We start from the raw sequence: 14,078 nt of genomic DNA on the forward strand, positions 1-14,078 counted from the left end.
CCGATATTTGCGCCATTATGGCGAAACTAGAAATTTCATTGGATCAAATTGATCTTCAGATTATCAGAATCATGCAGGACAATGCCCGCACGAATAATGCTGATATTGCTCGCGAACTAGGCATGGCCCCTTCAGCAATTTTGGAAAGGGTCAAAAAACTGGAACAGAAGGAGGTAATCCTACAATATAATGCCCGGATCAACCCTGCTGCTCTAGATCAAAAAATGCTTTCTTTCATCTTTATCAAAACCCAGGATATCATCGGTGTCCAGAAAGTAGGTTTACTTTTGGCCGAAATACCTGAAGTATTGGAAGTCCATGATATTGCTGGAGAAGATGGATACCTGATTAAAGTGAGAACCAATGACTCTGCAGGACTTGTTGACCTTATGCGCAACACCCTGAGCAAGATAGAAGGTATCATATCAACAAGAACTACTATCGTTCTAGAGACAGTAAAAGAAGATAATAAATTAGTAATTCCGTCAAAGGATTAATATAAAACATGGTAAAATCATCAAATCCATCAGGCAGCATCATCATCTTTGCCTACTTGGTGGTGTACATCGTTTGGGGATCTACCTTTTTCTTTATTGAGAAAGCCTTGCACGCTTTCCCTCCTTTTGTATTGGGGTCTATCAGATTCATCATTGCAGGATCACTGCTGATGTTTTACTGTTGGGTAAAAGGATATAAAATTTATATTAAGAGTGCTGTAAAAGACGCCGCATTGGTCGGTTTCCTTTTACTTTTTATTGATATGGCGGCCATTATCTGGTCAGAGCAGTATATCTCTAGCGCCATCGTATCTATTCTTTCTGCAGCTACCGCTATTTGGTTCATTATCCTGGATAAACCAAAATGGAAGGAAAACTTCTCCAGCATACCGACCTTATTAGGCCTTATCCTTGGTTTCCTCGGTGTTGTCATGTTATTTGCAGAGCAGATTTTTGGAGCTTCAGCAAATGAGGGTGACAATGACAAAAAACTTACCGCCATGATCGTCATGACTGTAGGAACCATTGGCTGGACCGTAGGTTCACTTATTTCAAAGTACAATAAGAAATCGGACAACAAGAAGTCTGCTGATCCAAACACTGCTAAAGAGCCAGAAGAAGACCTAAATGTAATGGTCAAGACTGCTTGGCAAATGGTCGTGGCGGGTGTGGCCTTTACCACTGTTGCTTTGTTGAATGGAGAATATAAAAGTTTCGAATTTGGATCAGTTCCATTAGAATATTGGGGAGCCATGGTTTATCTAGCTTTAATGGGATCCATCTTGGCCTTCAGCTGTTATATTTTCTTATTGCAGTATCGTCCAGCCACAGAGGTCAGTACCTATGCTTATGTCAACCCAATTGTTGCCCTAATCCTGGTGCACTTCTTTACTGATCATTTGGTCAGCCGCATGCAGATCATCGGACTTGCTGTCGTGCTGTTCAGTGTATTGCTGATGAATTGGAACCTATATCGAGATAGCTCCATTATCAAAAACTATAAACGCAGGCGTAAAATCCGCAAACTGCGCCATATGGCACCCAAAAGTAGTATCCCAAGGATCGTGGAGGTGGCCGAATTTGGACAGAAGAAAACTAAAAAACCGAAGGATAACCCAGAAAAAGGGAATTCTAATCCGCAGAATGATGCTACTGATAAAAGCAAAGGAAAAAACTTTGATCAGGAATTCTACGATTAGAAAAATAGAACCATATTATTTTAAAAGCGGCTGCAAATACAGCCGCTTTTTTTATTAGATTCGATTATTCTTCAATGACTGATGAGCCATCTGAGTCTTCTGCCAAACTCTCCTTCCCAGCTATTCAAATTTTAACAGTAAAATAGATTCAAAATTTACGTTGTCAACTTGGGTTTTATTCGAGACACATTCGGAATTTACCGAATGTGTCTCGAATGAGGTCAAAGCAAGGTCCGAAAAAAACACCCCAATGTTACAAATCAAGAAGACTATTACACCGATTTTATTTGCAGCAGAATCCTCCTGTAAACAAATTGTCATAACAACAAATAATTATTGACTAATTATCATAAAAAAGTCAAATCGTCAATAGGACTATTTAATAAATCATCAATATTATCTTTATTTGCAATACTTTTTGAACACAAAGCATAAAAAGTCAAAAAGTCATAGCATGAAAACGAGATTATTTTACTTTGCCATACTAATCGGAATGATTTTTTCGTTCCAAGGCCTATCTGCCCAGAGTTTCATCACCATCAAGGGGAAGGTAATGAACGCTGATAACTATGAGGCTATCCCTTATGCATCCATTAAAGTAATGGGCGCCAATAAGGATATTGGGACAAGTTCCAATGAAAATGGAGAGTATACCCTGACCATTCCAGCAGAGTATAAGAAAATCAAAATCAGTTCGGTAGGATTTGATCCTGAAGAGTACCCTGTAAGTGCTGAAAGAGAACAAACTATCCGCGTGATGTTGTTCCCTGCCAACTCGATTGAGGAAATTGTAGTCAGAGCTCCTAAAAGAGGCAAATATTCCAACAAAAACAATCCTGCAGTAGAATTGATCAGAAAGGTGGTCCAACATCGTGATCAAAACCGCTTGACAGGCCAGGCTTATGCTGAATACGATCAATACGAAAAGATCAGTTTGGGATTGAGCAATTTGGATGAAAAGTTCAAGAACAAAAAGGTATTCAAGAAATATCAGTTCCTATTTGAAAAGGACGATACTGCACAGACAGCATCAAACTATGTATTGCCGGCTTATATGGAAGAGAAATTTTCAAAGGTTTACTTTAGAAAAGACCCTAACGCCAAAAAGCAATATATCATAGCAGACCGTAAGGCTGAGTTTGACCCAAAATTTATTGATAATGATGGTCTAAGTAAATACTTCAACCGACTTTATGATGAGGTGGAGATCTATGACAACAATATCACCATCTTGACGAATCAATTTTTGAGTCCAATCGCCAATTCGGCACCTACCTTCTATCGTTTCTACATTACAGACACGATAAAGAATGAAAATGAATCTTTGGTAGAGTTAAGCTTCTTCCCTAGAAATAAAAACGATCTTTTGTTTAAAGGAAAGCTTTATGTGACACTGGATGGAAATTATGCTGTAAAAGGCGCTGAAATGACCGTCAGTGATGAGATCAACTTGAACTTTGTTCGGGATTTGAACATTGAACTTGGTTTCAATAAAACCAATGACAATAAGTATTACTTGACAAAATCAAGTTTAGGCATCGATTTCTCCATTACCAATAAAGGTAAGGGGATCAAAGGTAAACGCGTTGTCTTGATCAATGATTACGTCAATGGCAATGTCCGTCCTGATAGCATCTATGCGGTACCAGATAAATATGTAGTTATCCCGGAGGAGAAGCAAGAGGTAGCAGAAACAAAATCCGAAAGCTATTGGGCTACCTTACGGCCTGAGCCGCTTTCCAAATCGGAACGCTCTATCTATACGAATATTGACTCTTTACAGAGCATGCCATCTTTCCGAACCTTTATGGATATCTCTGCATTGGTCTTGTCAGGATATAAACAAGCAGGTCCAGTTGAAATCGGTCCTGTGAACACATTTTATTCCTATAATCCTGTAGAAGGCTTCCGTTTACGTGTTGGTGGTCGTACCACAGAGCAATTGAGCAAGCGTTTCTATGCGGAAGGATATGGTGCTTACGGATTTGAGGACCAAAAATGGAAATATTTCTTAGCAGGAACTTATTCCTTGAACAATAAGTCGATCTATAAATTTCCACAGCATTATTTGCGGGTGTCTGCTTCATACGACACTAAAATCCCTGGACAGAACTTAGAGTTCGTTCAAGAGGATAATGTATTGCTATCGTTTAAACGTGGTGAGAACAAGAGTTATCTGTACAATGAGGTTTATCGATTGGATTATAAGGTAGAGTTCAGCAATAACTTCTCGATGAATGCAGGTTTGGGAACTTGGAAACAAACGCCAGCCGGTGTTCTTTCCTATACCCTACCAATGGCGGATGGTTCACATAAGATCGTGAACAACTTGCAGAGCACTGAATTCAACGTTGGATTCCGTTATGCTCCAAAAGAAGAATTCTATCAGGGAAAATTATACAGGACTCCAATTTTCAATAAATACCCGATCATGACCTTCAACTATACAGCGGGCGTGAAAGGAGTATTTGGTGGGGAATACAATTACCATAACTTCTCTGCTGGAATTTTCAAGAGATTCTACCTATCGCAATTGGGTTATGCTGACATTAACGTAGATGGAACTTACATTGCTGGTAATAACTTGCCTTTCCCAGTATTGAACATACATCGTGCAAACCAGACGTACGCTTATCAATTACAGTCGTATAACTTGATGAACTTTATGGAATTCATTTCCGATCATCACGCTTCATGGAATGTGCAGTATTATATGAATGGTTTTATTTTCAATAAAGTTCCATTATTGAAAAAACTGAAGTTGAGAGAGGTCTTTAGTTTCAAAGGCGTCTATGGTGGATTGCGTGACAGTAACAACCCGAGCCTGAACAATCAAGTTTATGATTGGCAGACCAATGGATCGGGTGAACAGATGTCCTTTACCTTTGGAAATAAACCCTACATGGAGGCAAGTGCCGGTGTAGCCAATATATTTAAAGTATTACGAGTTGATGTGGTAAAGAGATTAAACTATTTAGATCATCCAGATGCTCCAGAATGGGGAATCCGTGCACGAGTGAAGTTTGATTTTTAAAGAGCGAAGGAGATTTTAGAGGGTTAGTAAATGTGGAAATAGTTTAAATAATGTGAAGAGGGTCAGTGATAGAAAATGTGTGTTTGGAATGTGTAGAAGTTGTATCAGCTGACTAAGAAAAGCGGGCCTAGTGTCCGCTTTTTTTTTGTATTAGGTACCTATCAATGAAACACTTGTAATAGGTAGTTAATAGGAAATATGCGAATGAATGATTAAATTTAAGAATCTAAAATTTGATCATGGATCCAAAAACTTGGAATATCATCAAAACGGTAGCAGCATATTTCTCCTTGTTGCTGAATGTGTTCTATATTTCCACTTGGATTTATTTTACTGAAAACTCCAATGGTTTTGAAGATGCACAACAGCGATTTGGTAACCTCTGGAAAATCGACCATACCCTACTAATCGCCTCAGCGATCATCCTCAGCATTTTCTCCATCATCTATTTTGCCCGGACCCCTGGTTTCTTGTCGAAGTTATTTTTATTCGTCCAGATTATTTTCGCGGGTTGGTTTATTTGGTCGATGTTGTAAAATAATAGGCTCCCCCTGCTGGTTTGAGGCACAAAATACCTAGTCTATTCTTTTTTGATAATTTCCTTGCATAGAAAGTTGATATCCATTACTTTTGTTGCGTTATTAAAATGAAGAACGCTTGTACACATCAATACGTAATGCATCATCGCCATTGTGGCGATAGATATTAGTATTGGCTTCTACGTGGAGCGCAAGTAACCCCCAGATTCTTTATTGTTAATAATTTTTTCACTCAACATAAACTCTACATTTTGAAAAATCTCAAAATTGCTATCCAAAAATCAGGTAGATTAAACGAAAAATCAGTTCAATTACTTAAAAATTGCGGATTGGACTTCGAAAACTATAAAAGCTCATTAATTACAACTGTATCCAACTTTCCACTTGAAATATTATTCTTAAGAGACGATGATATCCCAGGCTATGTAGAACAGGGAATTGCTGACCTCGGCATCGTTGGAGAGAACGTGATCGAGGAAACCTTATCGAATGTTCAATATTTGCAGCGTTTGGGTTTTGGCAAATGTACCTTGAAACTGGCCATACCGAAAGACTCCAGCATCGACCGCCTTGAAGACCTGAACGGCAAATCCATCGCAACCTCCTACCCTAATATCCTACAACAGTTTTTAGATGAATATAAGATCAACGCTGATATCCAGATGATTTCTGGATCTGTGGAGATTGCTCCGGGTTTGGGCCTGAGTGATGCCATCTGTGATATTGTATCGACCGGAGGAACCCTAAAAAGCAATGGTTTGAAACCTTTTGTGGATGTAAGAAATTCAGAAGCGATATTGATCGGTAGAGATGGTCTTGAAGAGAACCCCATCATCTGTGAGCTCTTGCAAAGAATCCAATCGGTTCTGCGCGCAAAAGAAACGAAATATGTGGTATTGAACGTGGAGAAAAAGAACTTGTCCCAAATTACCGAGCTCTTGCACGGTGTAAAGAGCCCAACGGTTGTTCCATTAGCTGAAGAAGGTTGGGTAGCGGTACATACCGTAATTTCTGAGGATGACTTTTGGGAAAAGATCAACAAACTAAAAGCGGCAGGTGCACAGGGAATCGTGGTGATGCCGATCGAAAAAATCATAATGTAACATGCTAAAAACCTATTTATATAAAGACTTAAGTAAGGAGCAGATCCAGGAATTGGTGAATAGAAACACCGATCCGAACCATGCGATCCAAGATACGGTCCTCAATATCATTGAGGAAGTGAAGGCGCATGGCGATCAAGCTCTAAAATCTTATGCAAAGCAATTTGACAAGGTAGATCTGGAGCAGCTTTATTTGGGGCAGGATGATATCGATGCCTTGGCATCGACCATCTCTAGGGACCAGATGCGAGCTTTGGAAATCGCCTTCCAGAATATCCATAAATTTCACCAGACCCAGCTGAAACGCGAACGTACGGTGGAAACCATGCCCGGTGTAAAATGCTGGCGCGAGGTAAGACCGATCGAAAAAGTAGGTCTATATATTCCCGGCGGATCAGCGGTACTGCCAAGCACGCTGTTGATGCTAGGTGTTCCGGCAAGAATTGCGGGATGCAAGGAGATCGTAGTCTGTTCACCTCCGCAAAACAATGGCAAGATCAATGGATTTGTGGCCTACTGCTTAAAATTATTGCAGATCAATAAGATTTATCTGGTTGGCGGAGCCCAAGCGATTGCCGCAATGGCTTATGGTACGGAAACCATTCCTAAGGTCAATAAGATCTTTGGACCTGGAAACCAATTTGTGACCAAGGCAAAAAGTTTGATCCAAGGATTGACCGACGTCAGCATCGATATGCCGGCTGGACCTTCGGAAGTACTGGTGATTGCAGACGAAAGCTGCAATCCTGCCTATGTAGCAGCTGATTTATTGGCACAGGCAGAACATGGGATCGATAGCCAAGCGATTTTGGTGGCAACATCTACCACCATAACCGAAGCGGTGCAGGCAGAGCTGAAGAAACAATTGGAAGTTTTGCCAAGAAAAGAATTGGCTGAGAAAGCGATGCAAAATTCATATATGCTTGTTGCGGATACCCTTCAAGAAGCGATGGATTTTTCGAATCAATATGCTCCAGAGCATTTGATCCTGGAGACCAATGAATGGAAAACCCTAATCAATAGGGTATTGAATGCAGGCTCTGTATTCTTGGGCCACCTAACGCCAGAGAGTGCTGGCGATTATGCTTCAGGTACAAACCATACCTTACCTACATCTGGCTTTGCCAGATCGTACTCCGGTGTATCGGTGGATTCCTTTGTCAAGAAAATTACCTTTCAACATATTTCAGAAGAAGGCTTGCAACAGATCGGTTCAACCGTCGAGATATTGGCCGAACTGGAAGGCTTACATGCCCATAAGAATGCTGTGAGCATCCGAAAAAAATAAAGAAACAGAAAAAGGGATCTCCGAGCGGAGATCCCTTTTCAATTTCGATTGATTCCTCAATTATTTCTTTTTCTTCTTCTTTTTGCCTTTATCTTCACCTACGATCTTATGGTAGATTTCAGCGAAAGCAGTTTTTAGTTTCTTTAAGGTCTTACCCTCGTTCTTTTTAGCTTTTTTAGAAGATTTTTCATCTTTTGCTTTAGCGGAATCCTTTTTAGCTTTTTTCTTAGGGGCTTTTTTAGCTTTTGGCTTTTCCTCTTTTACTTTAGCTTCCTCTTTCTTCTTCTTGCTGTCTTTAGATTTCTTATCATCTTTTGCTTTCACAGTTTTCACAGCTTTCTTGTCAGCTTTTTTATCCTTTGCTTTTTTCTCAGGGTTTTCCTTAACGGTTTTATTGTTTGGAACCTCTTCTTTGTAAGATGCTTCTTTTTCAATTTTCACCTCTTCAGCTTTTGTCGGAACTGTAGCTTTAGCTTCTGCCTTTGCAGCAGGTTTAGCCTCTGGCTTAGTTGCTGTAGATTTCGCTACCGGAGCTTTTGCCGTACTTGCTGCTGCTGGTTTAGCAGGGCTCGCAGGTTTAGCAGCTGGAGTTGATGATTTGGCTGCAGGTTTTGCTGCAGCAGATTTTGCAGTAGTAGTTTTAGCTGTTGCTGTTTTCTTGCTGGCAGTTTTTGCAGAAGTATCAGCAATCACAGGACTAACTTTAACATTAGGGATTGACGTCTTACGAGCGCGAGTTCCTGCTCCTTCGCCACCAGAATTCCCAGAAGTCGGGTTCGGTTTCGGGGTTGGGGTTTTCGCAGCTGGTTTATTTGCTGGAGTTGTCTTTGCAGGAGCTCTTCTAGTAGTGGCTCTTACAGGTTTAACGGGACTGTTATTTTCTGCAGTTTCCGTAGCTGTTGTTTTCGCGTTGTTTTCCTCAGCCATTGTTTATAGTTTTTGTATAGTTCAGTAATCTGTTCCTTTGAGGTTTTGATGATCAAAATCTCATTATTTTATTCATAGAGGCTTATTTTGCCTTCAGTATTGTTCAATTTTACAGGAAATAAGTTTCGGTATTGTTGTATAATATGTACTGTTGTTAAAAACAAAAATCATAAAGTCAGAGCATATTAATTCAATCAGGACAATATTTTAACTTATCATCTTTTAAAACAGTAATATAGCAAATATGTTTATAAAATCCTATCCAATTAAACTTAATTGGGTTTTTGAAGTCATATAAAATGATTACATTTGTTGCCCATACATAACGGGGTCGACCGGAATTGACAGGATAGCGATGGTTATGTAAGCATGCAGTGCATTGTTAGTCTAGCACTTTAATCTGAACTTTCAACTTTTCAAATGGCGAAGAAAACTACGCCTTAGCTGCTTAATTTAGAATTAAGATTTAGCTTTTGTCTCGTCAAGCATTGTTCTACCGCTTGACATCCGAGGCACCGAATCGTAGAACTGGTCCTTGCGACGTTGCTAAGTAAGGACGAGAAACAGCAACTACGGAGTACGGTATAGGTAAGCGACTCACCTTCCCTCTCCCGACAATCAAAGAGAAGCTAAGCATGTAGAAAGCGTAAATCATACTATGTTTGGACGAGGGTTCGAATCCCTCCGGCTCCACAAAACGACTTGTAAAACAGTTAATTACAAGTTTTACACCCAAAATTACACCCGATATTTTTGGGTGTTTTTGTTTTAATACATTTAAGAAATTTGATTGATCAGTTCATTTAATAATCGTCTAATTCTGAAATTTCTGAAGATATAGTAAATAGTTCGAATCCTGCCACCCCGACAAAATCCACTGATAATCAGTGGATTTTGCTATTTTCGGACTTATTTCGGACAAAATATATTTGTTTCTCAGCTCAATATTAAGATAGAATAGGTTGTATAAAATCATGTGTGTCAAGCTTTTTTGGAGAATTTATAAAAAATCAAGTGGACTAGGGGTGCGCTTTTTATCAATATCGGTAATGTGTGTATAGATCATGGTTGTTTTTATGTTTTCATGACCGAGCAGTTCCTGAACAATTCGGACATCAATACCAGATTGAATTAAATGTGTAGCGTACGAATGACGTAATGTATGTACTGTGCCTTCGGTTTTTATTTTCGCGTTAGCTAATGATTTTTTCAATACAAGTTGCACGCTACGTTCGCTGTATCGATTTCCTTTTTCTCCTTCAAAAAGGTAGTTTGTAGGCTTATAAACCAAATAATAATCTCTTAAAATATCCAGTAATTTATCTGGTAAGGATACAATCCGGTCTTTGTTACCTTTGCTTTGGTTGATTCGGATAATCTTTTCAGAAGATCGTATATCTTCTATCTTGAGGTTCAGCAATTCGCTTAGGCGTAAGCCACAGCTATAAATGGTCATTAATATCGCTCTATGCTTAATATTGTTGGTGCTATCTAATAATTGTCGAATTTCTTCTTTGGAAAAGAATTTGGGCAGTTTAGAAAACGATCTTTTGGGATATAAGTAATCGAGCGGAACCTTTTGGTTAAGTGTCAATTCGTATAGCTTCTTAATAGCCCCAACTAAACCTTTCTGATAGGAAACACTGATCTGCTCTTTTTGAACTTTTTCATTGATGAAAGATTCTATAGCTTTCACAGGCACATCTTTTAAGGATGGATATTCATTGAGATGCTTCAAAAATAGGCTAGCATAGTCCATATATGACTTAATAGTATTCTTGGCATATCTCTGTGTATTCAATTTTGTTTGAAATGTTTTCAATATAACTTCGCTTTCCATATTTACAATAACTATGAAATAATAAGATTTGTTTCGCTATTCATGATTTTTAAATTAATTAAACGGTTAAATAATAGCGTATTGTATTATATTTAATGCTTGTGACACGCAATTCGTCTATAGAGATGGATTAGCGAATATTTTTGTACAGAAGCGTCCTAAATAAGAAAAAAATGGCGGTGGTTTAATATAGCAGGGATTGCTATATTTAATTCGCTAAAATCATACTACCGCCATGGTAAATATAAACGTATTTTCTCAGATATTAGGTCTAGTAGACCGTGACATTTTTAATAAATTAGTTCAAAAGTACCAATGCGACAAACATCATAAAGGAATTAACAGTTGGACACACTTTGTTAGTATGCTTTTCTGCCATCTTTCATCTGCGGATTCCGTTCGTGATATTTCTAATGGTCTGCGTAGTACTACAGGTAACATGAGCCACATGGGCATCTCTCGGACACCCAGCAAGTCCAATTTATCCTACATCAACAAACATCGCGATCATCGCCTATTTCGAGACCTTTATTACAAACTTTTGGAACATTTGTGGAACAGAAATTCTCCTAGAGGAGCTGAGCTTAATAGACTTAAGCGGAAAGTATTTCTCATGGATGCAACTATTATTCCTTTATGCTTAAGTGTATTCGACTGGGCTAAATTCCGCAGTGCTAAGGGAGCTGTTAAACTCCATACTATACTTGATTATGATGGCTGTATGCCGAGCTTTGTACATATCACCGATGGCAAACAACATGAATCTAAGATAGCCAAGACCATCTCATTTCCTAAGGGATGTGTGGTTGTTGTGGATAGAGGCTACGTTGATTATGCTTGGATGAATGTTTTGGACAGCAATCAGTGCTTTTTTGTCACACGCAGTAAAAGCAACATGAAATATACAGTGGTTCGATCATTTCAAAGTGAAGCCCTCAAGGAAAATAACATCATTATGGATCAGCTCATTGAGCTTGATGGGGATGCTAAGAAACACTATCAAGGAAAGAAGATGCGTCTAGTTCGTTTTTGGGACAGCATAAATAATGCTGAATATGAGTTCTTAACAAACAATTTTACTTGGAAAGCATCAACAGTAGCGGCCTTATATAAGGAAAGATGGGAGATTGAAACTTTCTTCAAACATCTAAAACAGCGTCTGAAAGTCACCAGTTTTGTAGGAACATCAGAAAACGCCGTCTACATCCAAATTTGGACTGCATTAATAGGAATACTACTCTTTAAATACATCCAGAAGAAAGCTAAATATCAATGGAACTTATCCAATCTGGTGAACTTTATTCGTTTAAATATATTTGTTAAAATTGATCTTTGGAAATGGGCTAATGATCCATTCTTTTCTGGCAAACCTCCTGATAAAATTGGGCAATTCAAACTCTTCTAAAGATAATAGTGAGGATATAATTTGAATTTTCACAAATAGCTTTCCTAATTCATAGAAGAAGGTAGATTTTTTTACAACCTAAATTTATTTAGGACAGCTGTGATTTTTGTATATTAGTTTCGTGAAAAAGAAATGTTAGGCGATATTATATTACAAACAATATAAAATAATGAATCAAGAAGAACAATTTCATAGTTATTCAATAAGTTTAGTAACCCAAGGTGAACATAAATTCTACACACTAACAATGCCATCTGAAGTTTTGGCAAAAACATGTTTTATTTCTTCAAGAGAAGAGGATCCTAAGGAAGGATTTCAAAGATTATTAGATGAAAAAAGAGCTCAGCAAATTGCTGATTATATAGACAATGGACTTGGAACGATTCCAACAGCTGTAATTTTATCAGCTCAACCTGAAGCTGAATTAGAAATTACAGGAAAAGGTAAAACTGTTAGATTTAAAGAACATCCAAAAGCATTTTTAATATTAGATGGGCAACATAGAGTTTTTGGGTTCAACCTAGCTAAAACTTCAGTCAGGATTCCTGTAGTTATTTATAACAATTTGACTAGACGAGATGAATCAAGAATTTTCATTGATATTAATACAAGACAAAAACCTGTCCCAAATGAATTACTATTTGATATAAAAAATCTTGCAGAGTATGAAAATGATAATGAAACTTTTTTAAGAGAGATTTTTGATCTCTTTCATGAAAGCCCTGATAGTATTTTATTAGGACTTACAAGTCCTGCTGACAAATCAAGATTAAAATTATCTCGTGTTGCCTTTAATTCAGCCTTTACACTAATAACTAAATATTTTGGTGATAAAGAAGCTCAAGAAGTTTATGAAATTTGTAATAACTATTTAATTTCAATTTATAATGGATTTAGAAAACTTGGTTTAGAAAAAGCTATTACTAATTCAACAGTTTTTAAAGCTATTATTTCAATATTTCCTCATATCGCACAAAGAACAAAAGATAAATATTCAAATTATTTATCAGAAAGTTTTGCTGAAATTTTATCGCCATTATTTTCAAAATTAAAGCCAACTAGAATTTCAAAACCAGGTGGTTCTTATAAGGAATTATCAAATTATCTATTAGACTGCTTAAAAACAGATTTTACGTTATAGGATGAATTTCGATGATATATTTAGACAATATTGGGCTATAGGTATAAACAACATTACGGTTAATAAATCAATGTCTTTTAATGAATGGATTAAAGCTAAAAATGATTTTCAAATAAATTCACAAGTATTAAAAGATGAATTTATTATTTCAAGTTACGATCGTTCTTGTTTTTTAAAACCACTTTCAAAAGATTGTAATCGATTTGCATCAGCTTCATTAGAAAGTATAATAAAAATAGACAATTTAGACATTTTACCTAAAAACGTTAGTTGGTTACTAATAAAACAATATTATGCAGCTTATTATGCTGCTCACGTTATACTTCGTTTTTTAGGTTTTTCATTATCCCAATTTGATTCTGAAGCTATTAAAGCTATCAAACAAGTCGCTGATTTATTTTCCAATCTAAATGGAATTAACGTAGAATCAGGATATTATTTGGTAAACTTTAGCAATAACTCTTTAGACATTAATTGTAAAAAAATTGACATTAAAAAAGACGGAGGCTCTCATGTAGCACTTTGGAAACTTTTCGGCGAAAAAATAAAACATATTTCAACAGATATTTTAACAAAAATAACATCACCAGAAATACAACCATTAACTGTTAAACTTGACCAATTATTAAAAAATCTATCTTATGTAGGTTCATCCGATTACAGCTGGCTTTCAAGAATTAGAAATGAACTAAATTACAAACATTTACATGGAGCGTGGCATCCATATGACACAAATTTAAGTTGTAGCACAGAAATAATAAAAAACTTAGAAAGTTGGAAAAATGACCCATTTAAAATTGAATTAGCAAATCTTACTGGTAAAGAACTTTTGAGATTCTCAAATACTTGTATGTTTATAATAGGACTTGCTCATACAATTAGTCAAGATATGACAAAAAGATGCAGTAATGGTAAATCTTTTTTAGATATTGGTTATTCAAAAATTTATAACATCGCCTAACATGGGTTTGGCGCAATGGCGGGTTAAGGCTAAATTTAAAATTTCAGCTTTCTATTACGCAAAAAGCCAATTACATTGACTTTTTTCTTAAATTTATTCAATTAATTGGCTTTTGCTTACTATGTCGCTAAATTGAAACTTTTC

Annotated in this window: 11 protein-coding genes and 1 other RNA gene; 10 read left to right on the forward strand and 2 right to left on the reverse strand. The window is 37.1% G+C overall.

All coding sequences use genetic code 11. The features are described from left to right. Nucleotides 1–17: 17 nt before the first annotated feature. The 6 genes from ACK2WI_RS03650 (at nucleotide 18) to hisD (ending at nucleotide 7,660) form a co-directional block, all read left to right on the forward strand. Nucleotides 18–497 carry an Lrp/AsnC family transcriptional regulator gene (locus tag ACK2WI_RS03650; RefSeq protein ID WP_093095838.1) on the forward strand — a complete coding sequence of 160 codons (480 nt, stop codon included), beginning with the start codon at nucleotides 18–20 and terminating at the stop codon, nucleotides 495–497. Between the two features lie 8 nt (nucleotides 498–505). Beyond that, the gene (locus ACK2WI_RS03655; protein ID WP_093095836.1) at nucleotides 506–1,696 is read left to right on the forward strand and encodes an EamA family transporter; all 1,191 of its coding nucleotides are present in this window, start codon (nucleotides 506–508) and stop codon (nucleotides 1,694–1,696) included. A 454-nt stretch (nucleotides 1,697–2,150) separates the two neighbouring features. Further along, the gene (locus ACK2WI_RS03660) at nucleotides 2,151–4,730 is read left to right on the forward strand and encodes a DUF5686 family protein (protein WP_409149807.1); all 2,580 of its coding nucleotides are present in this window, start codon (nucleotides 2,151–2,153) and stop codon (nucleotides 4,728–4,730) included. Between the two features lie 239 nt (nucleotides 4,731–4,969). Next, a complete protein-coding gene (locus ACK2WI_RS03665; RefSeq protein WP_093095829.1) occupies nucleotides 4,970–5,266 on the forward strand; it encodes a hypothetical protein in 297 nt (98 codons plus the stop codon). A gap of 254 nt (nucleotides 5,267–5,520) precedes the next feature. Beyond that, nucleotides 5,521–6,372: an ATP phosphoribosyltransferase gene (hisG, locus tag ACK2WI_RS03670; RefSeq protein ID WP_093095827.1), complete on the forward strand. Its 852-nt coding sequence runs from the start codon at nucleotides 5,521–5,523 to the stop codon at nucleotides 6,370–6,372. 1 nt (nucleotide 6,373) lies between these two features. Next, nucleotides 6,374–7,660, forward strand: a complete 1,287-nt coding sequence (gene hisD / locus ACK2WI_RS03675) for a histidinol dehydrogenase (RefSeq protein WP_409149808.1) — start codon at nucleotides 6,374–6,376, stop codon at nucleotides 7,658–7,660. Between the two features lie 60 nt (nucleotides 7,661–7,720). Here the strand turns inward: hisD and ACK2WI_RS03680 are convergent, their stop codons facing one another. Next, a complete protein-coding gene (locus ACK2WI_RS03680; protein ID WP_409149809.1) occupies nucleotides 7,721–8,587 on the reverse strand; it encodes a hypothetical protein in 867 nt (288 codons plus the stop codon). A 327-nt stretch (nucleotides 8,588–8,914) separates the two neighbouring features. Between ACK2WI_RS03680 and ssrA the strand changes: the two genes are divergently transcribed. Further along, nucleotides 8,915–9,283, forward strand: a transfer-messenger RNA (tmRNA) gene (gene ssrA / locus ACK2WI_RS03685). Between the two features lie 304 nt (nucleotides 9,284–9,587). On the opposite strand, the gene ACK2WI_RS03690 is transcribed toward ssrA, so the two are convergent. Further along, a complete protein-coding gene (locus tag ACK2WI_RS03690; protein WP_409149810.1) occupies nucleotides 9,588–10,427 on the reverse strand; it encodes a tyrosine-type recombinase/integrase in 840 nt (279 codons plus the stop codon). A gap of 235 nt (nucleotides 10,428–10,662) precedes the next feature. Here ACK2WI_RS03690 and ACK2WI_RS03695 point away from each other — a divergent pair, with 235 nt between their 5' ends. The 3 genes from ACK2WI_RS03695 to ACK2WI_RS03705 all read left to right on the forward strand — a co-directional run bounded on the left by ACK2WI_RS03695 (nucleotide 10,663) and on the right by ACK2WI_RS03705 (nucleotide 13,934). Beyond that, nucleotides 10,663–11,832, forward strand: coding sequence for an IS4 family transposase (locus tag ACK2WI_RS03695; protein ID WP_409149811.1), 1,170 nt, complete (start codon nucleotides 10,663–10,665; stop codon nucleotides 11,830–11,832). A gap of 169 nt (nucleotides 11,833–12,001) precedes the next feature. Next, on the forward strand, nucleotides 12,002–12,973 hold the full coding sequence (locus tag ACK2WI_RS03700; RefSeq protein ID WP_409149812.1) for a DGQHR domain-containing protein: 972 nt from the start codon (nucleotides 12,002–12,004) through the stop codon (nucleotides 12,971–12,973). Nucleotide 12,974: 1 nt separating this feature from the next. Further along, the gene (locus tag ACK2WI_RS03705; RefSeq protein ID WP_409149813.1) at nucleotides 12,975–13,934 is read left to right on the forward strand and encodes a hypothetical protein; all 960 of its coding nucleotides are present in this window, start codon (nucleotides 12,975–12,977) and stop codon (nucleotides 13,932–13,934) included. The last annotated feature ends 144 nt before the right edge of the window (nucleotides 13,935–14,078 follow it).

Source organism: Sphingobacterium sp. BS-2 (assembly GCF_046161205.1).
Classification (GTDB): Bacteria; Bacteroidota; Bacteroidia; order Sphingobacteriales; family Sphingobacteriaceae; genus Sphingobacterium; species Sphingobacterium mizutaii.